We start from the raw sequence: 14498 nt of genomic DNA, 5'->3' as shown, positions 1-14498 counted from the left end.
GGTTCGTGAATCAGGCCTGAGGGTGTTCCGGCCCGGGGGCTGGCCGGTTATTGGCCCTGAGATTCGCGCAGGCCGGTTTCCGGCGGCGCCGCTGGGTGTTTCGCGTCGATGACGAAGAGGTCGTGCGTGTTACGCCTCCATGAACGAGTGGTTCATGGGGGTGACGGGTGGAGACCCGGCCGCGGCGATGACCCGGGGAACCTGGCTGGGGGAGCCTGATCGGGCTTCACGGGGTGACTGCCGCGGCCGGGGGCCTTGGGGGCGGCCGGGTGGCCGTCAGACGGCCTCTGCGGCCTCGGGGAGGCGGGAGGCGAGGTGGTCGGTCAGCCGCACCACGTCGGCGACGTCGCCGTACTCACGCGCGGCGGTGTCGACGGTCTTGCGCAGCCGGGTGTTGACCCGTTCGGACCGCACCTTTCCCGCCACGTCGAGGGCTCGGCCGACGAGGACGGTGGCCTGCTCGGGCTCGCGCTGGAGCAGGTGCACGGTGGCCATGCCGATGAGGTTGAGGGCGTAGGAGCGCTGGTGCTCCTCGTCCTTCTCGAAGAGCTCGACGGCGCGCTCCATGACCGGTTCGGCGAGGGAGGCGTACATGGGGCTGCGGCCCGCGACGTAGGCCAGGTCCCGGTAGGAGTGGGAGTTCTCGCCGTTGAGCTCGGCCTCGGAGAAGAAGCGGATCCAGTCGGGCTCGGGCTCGGCGTCGAAGCCCACGTCGGAGAAGGTGTCCTCGGCCATCCGCACGGCCCGCTTGCAGCGGCTGGGCTGGCCCATGTTGGCGTAGGCGCGGGCCTCCATCGCATACAGCATGGCCTGGGTACGGGGCCCCGCGCAGTCGCGGCTGCCGTACTGGGCCAGGTGGATGAGCTCCAGGGCGTCCTCGGGGCGGCCCAGGTGGATCATCTGGCGGCTCATGCTGGAGAGGATGTACGAGCCCAGGGGCTTGTCCCCGCCCTCCTTGGCTGCGTGCAGCGCGAGGACGAAGTACTTCTGCGCGGTGGGGTGCAGGCCGATGTCGTAGCTCATCCAGCCGGCGAGTTCGGCGAGTTCGGCGGCGACCTTGAAGAGCCGCTTCATGACCGGGGCCGGGTGGTTCTCCTGGAGCAGGTCGGTGACCTCGTGGAGCTGGCCCACGACGGCCTTGCGGCGCAGTCCGCCGCCGCACTGGGCGTCCCACTGCCGGAACATCACGGTGGTGGCTTCGAGGAGGTCCACCTCGGGCTCGGAGAGCCTGGGCGGCCGGTGACCGCTGAGGGCGCCCGTCGGCCCCGCCTCCCGGGGTCCCGGGTCGGCGGCCGGGACCGGTACGAGCCAGCGCTGCATGGGCTCGATGAGGGCGGGGCCGGCGGACAGGGCGAGCGAGGTCCCGAGGAAGCCGCGGCGGGCCAGCATCAGGTCGCTGCGGGAGAACTCGCCGAGCAGCTCGATGGTCTGCGGTCCGGCCCAGGGCAGGTCGACGCCGGAGACGGAGGGGGTCTGGTGGGCGGTGCGCAGGCCCAGGTGCTCGATGGCGACGACGGAGCCGAAGCGTTCGGAGAAGAGCTCGGACAGGATGCGCGGGACGGGCTCGCGGGGCTGTTCGCCGTCGAGCCAGCGGCGGACCCGTGAGGTGTCGGTGCTGATGTGGTGGGCGCCCATCTGGCGGGCGCGGCGGTTGACCTGGCGGGCGAGCTCGCCCTTGGACCAGCCGCTGCGGACGAACCAGGACGTCAGCTGCTCGTTGCGGACGGTGGCGCCCTGGGCGGAGTCCTGGGAGTCCATGGCGGAGTCCTGTCCCGTGCTCGTTCCGCTTGCGCCGTTGCCGCTCACTGGAACGCCCCCCATCCGTCAGCCTCTTCTCACACGAAACCCTGCCGGGAAACGGTCTTCACAGGTCCTTCACGCATGCCTGCGGCATACCCGCGAACCCGTTCCCTCGCCGCGCTTCATGCACCGAAAGTAATCCTACGATCACCCCTTCGGCGAGGTCGATCCCGGAAACGCCACCATTCGCCACCCCTTCGAATGAACTCGCCACCCGCCAGGCGCGATTCACTTGACACGAAGGCAGGACCGATCGGTTGGACAGGAGCGCGCCGGGGCGTGCGCGTCACGGAGTGCGCCGGTCATCCGGTCGGCGAACGCAACCAGCCGAAGTCGTAACCACCGGCACGTCCGACCCGTTGGAGGGGGCATGGGCATGGGCTTCACGATCGGCGGCAGCCGCGGTACCAAGGAGTTCCGTTCCGGCGCCCGGCGCCGCGGCCGGACGTCGGAGTGCACGGCGGTGGCGGAGTACACCGGACTGTGGGGCTGGGACGTCGTCCCCGGCGCCCGGGCCGCGGGGCCCGCCAGCGACTGCTCGTGCGGTCATACGAATTGTGGTGCGCCGGGGGCGCATCCACTTGCCCTCGCTCCGACAGTCCCGGCCGGCGCCACCCTCGACGAGGTCACCGAGACCTGGACCGGATACCCGGGAGCCGCGGTGCTGCTCCCCGTCGGGCGCTCCTTCGACGTCATCGAGGTCTCCGAGGAGGCCGGGCGGCGGGCCCTGGTCCGGCTGGAGCGGATGGGGCTGCCGCTCGGTCCGGTGACCGCGACCCCGGACGGCCGGGCCCAGTTCTTCGTCGCCACGGGCGCGGCGGCCGGGCTGCCGCAGCTGCTGTACCGGATGGGCTGGGACGACGCCGATCTCGATCTGCGCGCACTGGGCCAGGGCTCCTACGTCACCGCCCCGCCCTCGGACTTCGCGGGCCTCGGGCCGATGAGCTGGCTGCGCCCGCCGGCCCTGGACTCGGCCGGGGACCCCCCGCAGGCCCGCCTCCTGCTGGGCACCCTCGCCTACCTGTGCCACCGGCTGCGCCGCGCGTAGCCCCGTCGACCGCCGCTCCCGGCCGCGCGCACGGCAGTGCCCCCGGGTCCTGGGGACCTCGGGGGCACTGGGCCGGCGGAGGAGCGTCGGGGGCGTTCAGTCGCCGATCAGGGCGTCGACGAAGGCCTCCGGCTCGAAGGGCGCCAGGTCGTCCGCGCCCTCACCGAGACCGATGAGCTTGACCGGGACGCCGAGCTCGCGCTGGACGGCGATGACGATGCCGCCCTTGGCGGTGCCGTCGAGCTTGGTCAGCACGATGCCGGTGATGTCCACGACCTCCGCGAAGACGCGGGCCTGGGTCAGGCCGTTCTGCCCGGTGGTGGCGTCCAGGACCAGCAGGATCTCGTCGAGCGGGCCGTGCTTCTCCACGACGCGCTTGACCTTGCCGAGCTCGTCCATCAGGCCGGTCTTGGTGTGCAGCCGGCCCGCCGTGTCGATGAGCACCACGTCGGCGCCCTCGGCGATGCCCTCCTTGACCGCGTCGTAGGCGATCGAGGCCGGGTCGCCGCCCTCGGGTCCGCGCACGGTGCGCGCCCCGACCCGGTCGCCCCAGGTCTGGAGCTGGTCGGCGGCGGCGGCGCGGAAGGTGTCGGCGGCGCCGAGCACGACGCTGCGGCCGTCGGCGACGAGCACGCGGGCGAGCTTGCCGGTGGTGGTGGTCTTGCCGGTGCCGTTCACGCCGACGACCATGATCACGGCCGGGGTGTCCACGCCGCTCTCGGTCTTCACCGCGCGGTCGAAGTCGGTACCGAGGAGCGTGACCAGCTCCTCCTTGAGCAGGGCGCGCAGATCGGCGGGGGTGCGGGTGCCGAGCACCTTGACCCGCTCGCGGAGCCGGTCCACCAGCTCCTGGGTCGGCGCGACACCGACGTCGGCGATGAGGAGGGTCTCCTCGATCTCCTCCCAGGTGTCCTCGTCGAGGTGCTCGCGGGAGAGCAGCGTGAGCAGCCCCTTGCCGAGCGTGTTCTGCGAGCGGGCGAGGCGGGCGCGCAGCCGGACCAGGCGGCCGGCGGTGGGCTCGGGCACCTCGATCTCGGGGGCGGGCGGAGCCTCGACGACCGAGTCCTCGACCGCGACCGGCGATTCGAGGGCGGCCTCCGCGTCGGGGAGGGCGACCTCCTCGATCGTGCGGCGCGGTTCTTCCGCCGTCGGTGCGGCGTCCTCCCCCACCTGCGGTTCGGCGGGCGGGGCAGTGATGGTCGGCGTGCTGGGCGGAGCCGTGGGGGGCAGCTGCTTCTTCTTGCGGCTGCTGACCACGAGCCCGCTGATCGCACCGACCGCGACCAGGGCGATGACTACGGCAAGGATGAGGATTTCCATAACGTCCCCAGTATCGGCCACGCGCGCCCCGAGCCGGGGACCCTGGAGGTTCACACGAGGACGTAAGCCTCTGTTTGTATTTTTTGCGGCAAATCTACGATGATGAGCAGCCCCCCACGCCCCACCTCCCCCACGGAGTACACCTATGTCTGCCGAGACCGCCGTCGAGTCGCGCGGCCTGGAGCCCGTCCCGGACGACGAGCGTCGCGGCCGGGTCCGCGAGCTCGTCCCGACCTGGGTCGCCGCCAACATCAGCGTGCTGCTGCTGACCATGGGCGCCGGTCTCGTCATCTTCAACAAGCTGAACATCTGGCAGGTGCTCGTCGTCGCGATCGCCGCCCCGGTCGTCTCCTACGGGATGGTCGGACTCATATCCATCGCGGGCAAGCGCGGCGGCTCCCCCGGCATGGCGCTCTCCCGGGCCGTCTTCGGCCAGCGCGGCAACCTCTTCCCCGGCGCCCTGATCTGGGTCGCCCGCTGGGGCTGGGAGACCATCAACGCGGTCAGCGGCGCCTACGCCGTCCTCACCGTCCTGGACCTGGTCTTCGGCATCAGGAAGAACACCGCGCTGATCGTCGTCACCCTGCTCTTCTTCGTCGGCTGCACCTTCCTCGTCTCCGGTCTCGGCATCAACGCCCTGCGCGTCTGCTCCAAGTGGTCCACGTACCTCTTCGGTGCCTTCAGCGTGCTCGTGCTGGGCTACCTGATCGCCGAGACCGACTGGTCCGCCGTCTTCGACAAGCCCGCCGGCTCCACCGCGATGATGGTCGCGGGCATCGGCACCATCGCGGCCGGCGGCATCAGCTGGGTCCCCTCCGGCCCGGACTTCACCCGCTACCTGCCCCGCACCGCCTCGGCGAAGGGCATGGTCGGCGCGACCATCGGCGGCGCGGCCGTCGTGGTGATCCCGATGGTGCTCATGGGCGCGGTGATGGCCGTCGCCACCCCCGACCTGGCCACCGCGCAGGACCCGGTGTCCTTCATCGGCGAACTGCTGCCGACCTGGATCGCGGTCCCGTACCTGCTGATCGCGCTCGTCGGCATGCTGCTCATCAACTCGATGTCCATGTACTCGGCGGGCTTCACCGCCCAGACCCTCGGCATCAAGGTCCCGCGCGCGGCGGCGGTCAGCGTCAACGCCGTCATCAGCCTGGTCTTCGGCTTCCTGCTCATGGTGGTGGCGACCAGCTTCTTCGGTTCGTTCATCTCCTTCCTGACCCTGCTGGCCGTGGCCTTCTCCGCGTGGATCGGCGTCTTCGGCGTGGACATGCTGCGCCGCACCTCCTACGACGGGGCCGCGCTGCTGGACACCACGCGCACCAGCACCTACTGGTACCGGGGCGGTTTCGCCTGGCAGGCCATGACCGCCTGGGGCCTCGCCCTGGTGGTGGGCCTGCTGTTCACGAAGGTCGACTGGTTCAGCGGCCCGCTGGCCACCACCTGGATCGGGCAGAACGGCCTGGGCTGGATGGCGGGCATCGTGACCTCGGCCGTGCTGTACGCGGTCCTGCCGCGCACCCCGGCGGCTCCGGCTCCGGCGGCCACCGAGGTCCCGGCGGACGAGCGGGTTCCCGTCGGATCCCTGTCAAACTGACGCCATGTCAGCTAACGTCCCCCTTCGCCCGCCCACCCACCTCCGGCGAAGGGGGACTTCTCCATGCCCATCACCGTGGCCCGGTTCAACCTCATCGATCCCAACGGCACCCCGGAAACCCTCTCCGCCCGCTACAAGGCCGCGCTGGAGATGGCGAAGTACGCGGACGACCGCGGGATCGACACCATCCAGACCGAGGAGCACCACGGCGCCGAGAACAACTGGCTGCCCTCCCCCTTCGCCTTCGCGGGCGCGGTCTTCGGCGCCACCCGCCGGATCACCGTCACCGTCTCGGCGATCATCGGCCCGCTGTACGACCCGCTGAAGGTCGCCGAGGACGTCGCCGTACTGGACCTGCTCAGCGGCGGCCGTCTCGTCACGGTGGCCGGCATCGGCTACCGGCCCGAGGAGTACGAGCAGCACGGCGTGGAGTGGGGCCGGCGCGGCAAGCTCCAGGACGAGCTGCTGGAGACCCTGCTGAAGGCGTGGACCGGCGAGCCGTTCGAGTACCGCGGCCGGACCGTACGGGTCACCCCGCGGCCCTTCACCCAGCCGCACCCGCTGCTCCTGGTCGGCGGCAGTTCGGAGGCGGCGGCCCGCCGGGCGGCGCGCCTGGGGCTGCCGTTCTTCCCCAGCGCGCACCTGCCCGCGCTGCAGGCGTACTACAACGCGAAGCTCGCGGAGTACGACACGGAGGGCTTCTGCATGATGCCGGCGGCCGAGACCCCGCTGCTGCACATCGCGGAGGACCCGGACCGGGCATGGGACCAGTACGGCGAGCGGTTCCTGCACGAGGCCGGGATGTACGCCTCCTGGCAGTCCAAGGACATCCGCAGCGCCGTACGGTCGGGCGCGCACACGGTGGCGGAGCTGCGCGCCGAGGGCGTGTACCGCATCCTCACCCCGGACGAGGCGGTCACGTACGCCCGCGGCGCCGGCGAGGCGGGAAACCTGGTGCTGCACCCACTGTGCGGCGGGATGCCGCTGGACGAGGGATGGCGGAGCCTCCAGCTCCTGTGCGAACAGGTACTGCCCCGCCTCGAGGACTGAGACGGGGCAGGGCCGGACCGGCGAAGGGGGCGTTGGCGGGGTGGTCAGCCCATCTCCTCCAGCGCCTTGCCCTTGGTCTCCGGCACCCACTTGAGGATGAACGGGAACGAGAGCACGGCGAAGACCGCGTAGATGACGTAGGCGCCGGACAGGTTCCAGTCCGAGAGCGTCGGGAACGAGACGGTGATGACCCAGTTGGCGATCCACTGGGCGGCGGCCGCCACGCCGAGGGCCGCGGCGCGGATGCGGCCCGGGAACATCTCGCCGAGCAGGACCCAGACCACCACGCCCCAGGACAGGGCGAAGAAGAGCACGAAGAAGTTGGCCGCGATCAGGGCCACGAGCCCCTGGGTGTGCGGGAGGGCGATGTCGCCGCCGCTGGTGTCCTTGTAGGAGAAGGCCCACGCGGCGAGCGCGAGGGAGATCGCCATGCCCACGGACCCGATGAGGGCGAGGGGCTTGCGGCCGATGCGGTCCACGAAGACCATCGCGATCACCGTACCGACGATGTTCACCACGGAGGTCTCGAAGGAATACAGGAACGAGGAACTCGGGTCGATGCCGACCGACTGCCACAGCGAGGAGCTGTAGTAGAAGATCACGTTGATGCCGACGAGCTGCTGGAAGACGGAGAGGCCGATGCCGATCCAGACGATCGGCAGGAAGCCGAAGCGGCCGCCGAGGAGGTCCTTGAAGCTGGACTTCTGCTCCGAATGGATGGCGTTGTCGATCTCGCGGACGCGGGCGTCGGCGTCGATGCCCTCGCCCTCTACCTCGCGCAGGACCGTCTTGGCCTTCTCCATGCGGCCGGCCGAGACGAGGAAGCGCGGGGACTCGGGAATGGCGAAGGAGAGCAGCCCGTAGAGCACGGCCGGGACGACCATCACGCCGAGCATCCACTGCCAGGCTTCCAGGCCGCCGATCTTTCCGCGCTGGTCGCCGTCGGCGAGGTTCAGGATCCCCCAGTTGACGAGCTGGGAGATGGCGATGCCGGTGACGATCGCGGCCTGCTGGAACGAGGCGAGCCGGCCGCGGTAGGCGGGCGGGGAGACCTCGGCGATGTAGGCCGGGCCGATCACCGAGGCCATGCCGATGCCGAAGCCGCCGATGACCCGCCAGAGCGCCAGGTCCCAGAGGGCGAACGGCAGGGCGGAGCCGATGGCGCTGGCCGTGAAGAGGACGGCGGCGATCTGCATGCAGCGGATGCGGCCGATCCGGTCGGCGATCCGGCCGGCGGTGGCCGCGCCGAGGGCGCAGCCGATCAGCGCGGCCGCGATCACCTGGGCGAGGGTGCCGGGGCCGACGTCGAAGCGGTCGCGGATGGCCACGACGGCGCCGTTGATGACGGAGCTGTCGTACCCGAAGAGGAATCCGCCCATCGCGGCGGCCGCGGTGATGAAGATGACGTGCCCGAGGTGGTCGGGCTGCGATACGTGGCCGCCGCCTGAGGCCTGGGGCGGCGTCGTACTGCTGCTGCTCAAGGTGCGCTCCTGCGTGCCGGCTGCGGTGACGGGCTGGGTGTGTGATCCCTCCCAGTGGCGCACAGGTCAACATCGGGCACCACCCGGAGGGGCCATCGGGGCGCACGTGCCCCGCATCGGCGCGGCCGCACCCGGTCACACCTGGCCGCACCCGGCCGCACCCGGCCGCCCCGTCACCGCAGGCGCTGGCTGATCACCTTCGAGACGCCGTCGCCCTGCATCGAGACCCCGTAGAGCGCGTCCGCGACCTCCATGGTCCGCTTCTGGTGCGTGATCACGATCAGCTGCGAGCTCTCCTGCAGCTCCTCCATGATTCGGATCAGCCGCTGCAGGTTGGTGTCGTCGAGGGCGGCCTCCACCTCGTCCATCACGTAGAACGGGCTGGGCCGCGCCTTGAAGATGGACACCAGCAGGGCCACGGCGGTCAGCGAGCGCTCGCCGCCCGAGAGCAGCGACAGCCGCTTGACCTTCTTGCCCGGCGGCCGGGCCTCGACGTCGACGCCCGTGGTGAGCATGTTGTCCGGATCCGTCAGGATCAGCCGGCCCTCGCCGCCGGGGAACAACCGCGAGAACACCCCCTCGAACTGACGGGCCGTATCCCGGTAGGCCTCCGTGAAGACCTGCTCGACCCGCTCGTCGACCTCCTTCACGACCTGGAGGAGGTCGGCCCTGGTCTTGCGCAGGTCCTCCAGCTGCTCACTGAGGAACTTGTGCCGCTCCTCCAGCGCCGCGAACTCCTCCAGCGCCAGCGGGTTGACCTTGCCGAGCTGCTGGTAGGCCCGCTCGGCCGCCTTCAGCCGTTTCTCCTGCCGGGCGCGTACGAAGGGCTCCGGCGCGGCGTCCGGATCCGGGTCCTCCCCGTCTGCGGACGGGCCCGGCGGCACCGGCTGGTCGGGACCGTACTCGTCGACGAGGCCCTGCGCCGCCATCCCGAACTCCTCCAGGGCACGGCTCTCCACCTGCTCGATCCGCATGCGCTTCTCGGCTCCGAGGACCTCGCCGCGGTGCACGGAGTCCGTGAGCTTGTCGAGTTCGCCCTTCAGGCCGCGCCCCAGACCCCGGGCCTCGTCGAGCTCGCGCTCCCGCACGCCCTTCGCGTACTCGGCGGACGTGCGCTCCCCGACGGCGCGGGTCAGCGACACCTCGATGTGCGCCAGCAGCTGGCGGGCTCCGTCGGCGACGGCGGCGGCCACCTGGGCCTCGTACCGCAGCCGTACCCGGCGGCGCTCGGCCCGGGCGCGGGCCTCCCGCTCGGCCCTGGCGCCGCGGTCGAGGGAATCGGCCCGGCCCGCGAGCCCCTTGACCCGTTCCTCATGGGTCCTGAGCTGGAGCCGGGCCTCCATCTCGGTCTGCCGCGCGTTCGCCCCGTCGGCCGCGAGCCGGTCCCTTCGGGAGGTGTCCGGCTCCTCTTCCGCCGGCATCTCCTCAGCTACGGCGAGGCGTTCCGCACACTCCTCTACATCGGCCAGAGCCTGCTCCAGCGCGTCCTGCGCGGTCGCTGCGGCCGCGGCGGCGCGCTCGGCTTCGCCCAGTGCCCCCTTCGCCTGCCCGGCCAGCCGCCCGAGCTGCTGCGCGACCCCGGCCCGGGCCCGCTCGGCGGCCCGCCGGAGCTCCCCGAGCTCCTCGACCCGGGCCCCGGCCGCCACCCGGCGCGCGGCCGCGGCCTCCTTCTCGCCCGCCAGCGCCAGACACCGGCCGTCCAGCCGGGCCAGCTCCGCCGCGGCCTCGTCGACCGCGGCCTGCACCTCGATCAGGCTGGGCACCCCGGCGGACCCGCCGTGCGCGAGGTGCGCTCCGAGCACGTCCCCCTCGGCGGTCACGGCCACCAGCTCGGGCCGCGCGGCGACGACCGCCTCGGCCTCGTCGAGCCCCCCGACGACGACGAAGTCCCGCAACACCCAGGCCACGGCCCGCAGCACTTCCGCGTCCCCCTGCACAAGCCCCCCGGCCGCAATCAGGCGCACCTGGGACGGCGAGACCACCCCCGCCGACACCTGGACCACGGAGCCCGACACACCCGGCCCCACCGGCGTCGGCAGGGCGGCCGGCCCCGCCGCTGGCGCCTGAAGCACAGCCGGGCCCGCGTCCGGGCCCTGGGCCGAGGCCGGGACCGGGGCCTGGGCCTGGGCCGGAGCCGCAGCCGGGCCCGCGTCCGGGACCTGGGCCGGGACCTGGACCTGAGCGGAGGCCGGGACCGGGATCTGGGCCGAGGCCGGGACAGGAACCGGAGCCGAAGCCGGAACCTGAGCCACGGCCGGAGCCGCAGCCGGGCCCGCGTCCGGGCCCTGTCCCTGGCCCGGCACGCCGGGCGCCGCCGCCGGACCGCCGGAGGCCGCCGCCGGAGCGATCAGGAAGGCGGCCCGCCCCGCATCCCCGTCCCGCAGGTACCGGATCGCCCCGGCCGCCGCCGCCGCCGAGGTGACGGCCACCGCGTCCGCCGCCGCACCCAGCGCCGCGGCCACCGCGACCTCGTACCCCGGGGTCACGGACAGCCGCTGCGCCGCCGGCCCGAGCAGTCCCTCCAGCCGCGCCGCGAGCAGCTCCGCCGTACCGTCCTTGCGGCGCAGCCCCATCGCCAGGGCGTCCCGGCGCGCCGACACCGCCGCCCGCGATCGCTCCGCCGCAGCCAACGCGTCCCGGGCCTCCCCGAGTCCGGCCTCCGCCGCCGCCAGTTCGGCCCGCGCCTCCTCGTACTCCCCCGGCCCCGAAGGGGAGCCGGAGGCAGCGGAGGCCCCCGGGGACTCCTCCCCGACCTCCTCCGCCAACGCCTCGTACTCCTCGCGCGCCTCCTCCGCCCGCGCCCGCGCCCCGTCCCGCGCCACGACCAGCCGGTCGATCTCCGCCTGCGCCGCGCCCGCGCGGGAGCGGGCCACGCCGAGCCGGCCCGTCAGCCGCGCCAGCGCCTCGCGCCGGTCGGCGATGGCCCGCGCCACGTCCCGTAGCCGCCGTTCCTCGTCCGCCAGCGAGCGCTCCAGCTCGGCCCGGTGGGAGACGGTGTCCTCCAGCGCCCGCGCGGCCGCCTCCATCGAGGCCGTCAGTTCCGCCTCCTGCTCGCGGATCCGCGCGGCCTCCTTCTCCATGCTTTCAGGGTCCCTCTGGTCCGGCCCTCGCCGGTCCTCCTCGGCCGGCGCCGACGCCGAGGTGACCCGGGCGTCCGCCAGCGACACCGTCCCGCGCACGCGTTCGGCGAGCTGGGACAGTTCGTACCAGGTCTGCTGCGCCCGCTGGAGCCGGGGCGCGAGTTCCCGTACGGCCTCCTCCAGTTCGGATTCCCGCCGCACCGCGGCCGCGAGCTGCGCCTCGGCCGCCTCCTTGCGCTCCTTCAGGGCGGCCTCGTCCGCGATCTCCGCGTCGAGCGCGCCCTTCAGCGTGACGAGGTCGTCGGCGAGCAGCCGCAGCCGCGCGTCCCGCAGGTCCGCCTGGATCACGGCCGCCCGCCGGGCCACCGCCGCCTGCCGCCCCAAGGGCTTCAGCTGCCGCTGCAGTTCGTTGCCCAGGTCCTGCACGCGCGCGAGATTGGCCTGCATCGCGTCCAGCTTCCGCAGCGCCTTCTCCTTGCGCTTGCGGTGCTTGAGCACACCCGCCGCCTCCTCGATGAAGGCGCGCCGGCCCATCGGATCGGCGTGCAGGACGGAGTCCAGCTGGCCCTGTCCGACGATGACGTGCATCTCGCGGCCGATGCCGGAGTCAGAGAGCAGTTCCTGGATGTCGAGGAGGCGGCAGGTGTCGCCGTTGATCTGGTACTCGCTGCTGCCGCCGCGGAACATGATCCGCGTGATGGTGACCTCGGCGTACTCGATGGGCAGCGCGCCGTCGGAGTTGTCGATGGTGAGCGAGACCTCGGCGCGGCCGAGCGGCGGGCGGCCGGTCGTGCCGGCGAAGATGACGTCTTCCATCTTCCCGCCGCGCAGGGACTTGGCCCCTTGTTCGCCCATGACCCAGGAGAGCGCGTCCACCACATTGGACTTGCCGGAGCCGTTGGGGCCCACGACGCAGGTGATGCCCGGCTCGAAGCGCAGGGTGGTCGCGGAAGCGAAGGATTTGAAGCCACGCAGGGTCAGGGACTTGAGGTGCACGCCGCCGGACTCTACCTTTCACGTTCGGTTTCGCCCATGAAGGTGCAGGGCACATCAGACGTTAAAGGAATGGGCCCCCCACCTGGCGCAACGCCGCCCGGCGGCCTTGTCCGAGGTGGGAAAGGCGGAGGAAAAGCGGAGTAGGGAAGAACGGAAAGAAAGAAGGGACGCCGAAGCGTCCCTTGCAGATCATGCGGTTCCGTTGATCGAGCGACGAGGGAGCGCGGATCAGGTGAGCGCAGGCTCCGCCTGGGGTACGTCGAGGTCGATGCTGTCAAGCAACGAGTCTCCGTGCTGTGCGGCGGCCGCGTTCAGAGCGTCGTTTTCGGACTGGATTCGTCCGAGCTCGGACTCGAGGTCCTGGACGCGCTGCTGAAGCCGTCGCATCTCGGCGAGGAGTCGCGGGTCGGAACCGCCGACGTAACCGAGAAGCGCCTTTGCCATGATGGATGGTCCTCCACACTGAGTGACCGACCGAAGCGGTGTGGGTCGTGAGGGAATCGCACCCGCGAGGTCCGGCAGCGACTGTCAGTCACTGCATCGATCTTTGGCTGACACTGTGTACTGCCAGCACTGCCAAACAGCTCAGGTGCGCGGGGCTTCCAGCGTCTCACCAAAAAGTTTGACGGTCAACACGATCACGCCCCGTATCGGCGGGCATCCCGGCCCCCGCAAGGGGCGTGGAGATCATCCTCGTCTCCGAGCCTTCCACGGATCCGCCCCGTCGGCAACGCGTCGGCGATGAATGCGCAGTTCCGACCGCATGCGGACCATCCGGCGATGTGTTCAGTACATGATCAGTCGATCGCTCACCGGATCGCGAACCCGTCATAACCACCGCGCGGTGTGCCCCAGATCTCTGTCACCCCGTCGACGTTCCCGGGCGTGTCGGGGCCGTGCAGCCACTCCAGGAGCCGGTGGCAATTCTCACGTTGACCTTCGGCCACCACCTGTACTCGCCCGTCGTCCAGGTTGAGCGCGAAGCCGATCAGTCCGCCGATCTCCATGGCATTGGCCCTGGTGAACCAGCGGAAGCCCACTCCCTGTACACGGCCGCGCACCCAGGCGGTCATGCGCACATCTTCGTTCATGTCTGAACGCTAACCGGGCAAACAAATCCGGGTCACCTCGCCCCCTGTCGCCATGGCGTACAGTCGCGCAGCAATGAGCTCACCCATTTGGGTGAGTAAAGGTTGATCTTGAAGCATTGATCCGAACCCCAGGAAGGTGAAGCCGCGATGGGACGTCACCGACTCCACGCCGCACCGCGCCCCGGCGGCAAGCGCCGCGCCGCCCTGCGAGGCGGTCTCCTCGGCGTATCCGTGGCGGTGGCCCTCGGCACGGCGGCCGTCACCACGGGCTTCGTCCCGGTCGGCTCCTCCTTCCCCTATGTAGGGGTCACGACCGCGGGCTCCGACGCGAAAACCGCGAACGCCGGGGCCCGGACCCCGGTCTCGCCGAGCACCGGGAGCGCGCTGGAGCAACAGGGCGGCCTCGCCAACCTCTCCGGTCGGACCCCTTCGGGAGCGGGTACCCCTCCGTCCTCCCCCACCCCCTCGGCCCCGCCTTCCCCGTCGGCCTCCCCTTCCCCTTCTCCGTCCCCCTCCACGGCGCCGGCGAAGACCCCGAAGGCGAGCCCCACCCCGACGCCGGTGACGCCGAAGCCGAAGACCGCCGCTCCGAAGCCCTCCGCCCCCGCGGCCCCGCCCGCAGCGCCCGCCTCGGCCGGTCACTCCGCCGAGGAGAGCGCCGTACTCACCCTGGTGAACCAGGAGCGCGCGCAGGCGGGCTGCGTTCCGGTCCGGGCGAACCCGCCGCTGGCGGCGCTGGCCGGGGCCTTCAGCAAGGACATGGCCGACCGGGGCTTCTTCGACCACACCGACCCCGACGGCAACACCCCGTGGGACCGCGCCACCAAGGCCGGCATATCGGGGATGGGCGGCGAGAACATCGCCCGCGGTCAGGGTGACGCGGCGGCCGTGATGAAGGCCTGGATGAACAGCCCGGGCCACAAGGCCAACATCCTCAACTGCGAGTTCCGCACCCTGGGCGTCGGCGTGTACAACGCCGCCGGCGGCCCCTGGTGGACGCAGGACTTCGGCTTCTAGCAGCACAAACGGGCGGGGGCA

Annotated in this window: 10 protein-coding genes; 4 read left to right on the top strand and 6 right to left on the bottom strand. The window is 71.7% G+C overall.

The genetic code is table 11. The annotated features are described in order from the left end of the window. Window positions 1–276 precede the first annotated feature (276 nt). Window positions 277–1806 (bottom strand): transcriptional repressor NsdA, encoded by a 1530-nt coding sequence (gene nsdA / locus OG435_RS31840; protein ID WP_430625786.1) that lies wholly within the window; start codon window positions 1804–1806, stop codon window positions 277–279. A 370-nt stretch (window positions 1807–2176) separates the two neighbouring features. Between nsdA and OG435_RS31835 the strand changes: the two genes are divergently transcribed. Further along, a complete protein-coding gene (locus tag OG435_RS31835; RefSeq protein ID WP_266881338.1) occupies window positions 2177–2848 on the top strand; it encodes a bifunctional DNA primase/polymerase in 672 nt (223 codons plus the stop codon). 96 nt (window positions 2849–2944) lie between these two features. On the opposite strand, the gene ftsY is transcribed toward OG435_RS31835, so the two are convergent. Beyond that, a complete protein-coding gene (gene ftsY / locus OG435_RS31830) occupies window positions 2945–4168 on the bottom strand; it encodes a signal recognition particle-docking protein FtsY (RefSeq protein ID WP_266881337.1) in 1224 nt (407 codons plus the stop codon). A 145-nt stretch (window positions 4169–4313) separates the two neighbouring features. On the opposite strand from ftsY, the gene OG435_RS31825 reads away from it, so the two are divergent. Both OG435_RS31825 and OG435_RS31820 read left to right on the top strand, forming a co-directional pair. Then, window positions 4314–5762, top strand: coding sequence for a cytosine permease (locus OG435_RS31825; RefSeq protein WP_266881336.1), 1449 nt, complete (start codon window positions 4314–4316; stop codon window positions 5760–5762). Window positions 5763–5825: 63 nt separating this feature from the next. Continuing rightward, complete coding sequence (locus tag OG435_RS31820) at window positions 5826–6812, top strand: LLM class flavin-dependent oxidoreductase (RefSeq protein ID WP_266881335.1); 987 nt, start codon at window positions 5826–5828, stop codon at window positions 6810–6812. A 44-nt stretch (window positions 6813–6856) separates the two neighbouring features. Here the strand turns inward: OG435_RS31820 and OG435_RS31815 are convergent, their stop codons facing one another. The 4 genes from OG435_RS31815 to OG435_RS31800 form a co-directional block, all read right to left on the bottom strand. Beyond that, on the bottom strand, window positions 6857–8293 hold the full coding sequence (locus tag OG435_RS31815; protein WP_266881334.1) for a sugar porter family MFS transporter: 1437 nt from the start codon (window positions 8291–8293) through the stop codon (window positions 6857–6859). A 173-nt stretch (window positions 8294–8466) separates the two neighbouring features. Continuing rightward, complete coding sequence (locus OG435_RS31810) at window positions 8467–12369, bottom strand: AAA family ATPase (RefSeq protein ID WP_266881333.1); 3903 nt, start codon at window positions 12367–12369, stop codon at window positions 8467–8469. A gap of 228 nt (window positions 12370–12597) precedes the next feature. Next, window positions 12598–12813: a hypothetical protein gene (locus OG435_RS31805; RefSeq protein WP_030227372.1), complete on the bottom strand. Its 216-nt coding sequence runs from the start codon at window positions 12811–12813 to the stop codon at window positions 12598–12600. A gap of 365 nt (window positions 12814–13178) precedes the next feature. Further along, on the bottom strand, window positions 13179–13460 hold the full coding sequence (locus OG435_RS31800; RefSeq protein WP_266881332.1) for an acylphosphatase: 282 nt from the start codon (window positions 13458–13460) through the stop codon (window positions 13179–13181). A gap of 147 nt (window positions 13461–13607) precedes the next feature. Here OG435_RS31800 and OG435_RS31795 point away from each other — a divergent pair, with 147 nt between their 5' ends. Beyond that, window positions 13608–14477 carry a CAP domain-containing protein gene (locus OG435_RS31795; RefSeq protein WP_266881331.1) on the top strand — a complete coding sequence of 290 codons (870 nt, stop codon included), beginning with the start codon at window positions 13608–13610 and terminating at the stop codon, window positions 14475–14477. Window positions 14478–14498: the final 21 nt, after the last annotated feature.

Source organism: Streptomyces sp. NBC_01264 (assembly GCF_026340675.1).
In the GTDB taxonomy this organism is placed as follows: domain Bacteria; phylum Actinomycetota; class Actinomycetes; order Streptomycetales; family Streptomycetaceae; genus Streptomyces.
The sequence above is the reverse complement of the archived record's forward strand: the minus strand, read 5'-3'. Positions and strand labels throughout refer to the sequence as shown.